At 73.3% G+C, this 808-nt stretch carries 1 protein-coding gene; it reads left to right on the top strand.

Annotated elements, in window-relative coordinates; all coding sequences use genetic code 11:
* Positions 1-713: SbcC/MukB-like Walker B domain-containing protein (locus D8M29_RS12915; RefSeq protein ID WP_305034241.1), on the top strand; the 713-nt coding region annotated here is incomplete at its 5' end.
* Positions 714-808 lie beyond the last annotated feature (95 nt).

Raw genomic sequence — 808 nt, 5'->3', positions numbered from 1 at the left:
AGGAGCAGACCCGCGCCGCCGCCGAGGCGCTCGCCGCGGCCGAGGCCGCGAGCTCGTCCCGGGCGACGGCGGTCGGTCGACTCGATTCACTGGTCGCCACGGTGCGCCGACAGTCAGCTGCCCTGACCGAGGTCCTGGAGCGGTCTGCCGGGCTCATCGCCGAGCACACGCGGGTGCGGGGGCTGCTCGACCTCGTCCGCGGCGGCGGGGAGAACCTGCTCAAGATGCCGCTGACGAGCTACGTCCTCGCCGGGCGGCTCGAGGAGGTCGCCGCCGCGGCCACCGAGCGTCTGCTCGCCATGACGGACCAGCGGTATTCGATCGAGTACTCGGACGCCGTGGGCGGGCGCGGGAACAAGGGCCTCGAACTCGTCATCCGGGACCACTACGTGGACGAGACGCGCCACCCGGCCACGCTCTCGGGCGGCGAGACCTTCATGGCCTCCCTCGCCCTCGCCCTGGGGCTCGCGGACACCGTGCAGGCCGAAGCCGGCGGCATCGAACTGGACACGCTCTTCGTGGACGAGGGCTTCGGCTCGCTCGACGCGGACACCCTCGACGACGTCCTGGATGTCGTGGACACCCTGCGGACCGGTGGCCGGACCGTGGGCCTCGTCTCCCACGTCGAACGGATGAGGCAGGAGATCGGTGTGCGCCTCGAGGTGCGCAAGGACCGGCGCGGCTCGAGCCTCGCGGTGCACGACGGCGCCTGAGCGGCGGGGGTGCGCCCCGCCGCCCCGGAACAGCGTCGCGTCGGGCCGGAGGGCCTGCGCCTGTCCAGGTCCCTGTCGGCCCCCGTCGCTTACTA

This window comes from Micrococcus sp. HSID17227, assembly GCF_003989405.1.
GTDB classification, from domain to species: domain Bacteria; phylum Actinomycetota; class Actinomycetes; order Actinomycetales; family Micrococcaceae; genus Micrococcus; species Micrococcus luteus.
The sequence above is the reverse complement of the archived record's forward strand: the minus strand, read 5'-3'. Positions and strand labels throughout refer to the sequence as shown.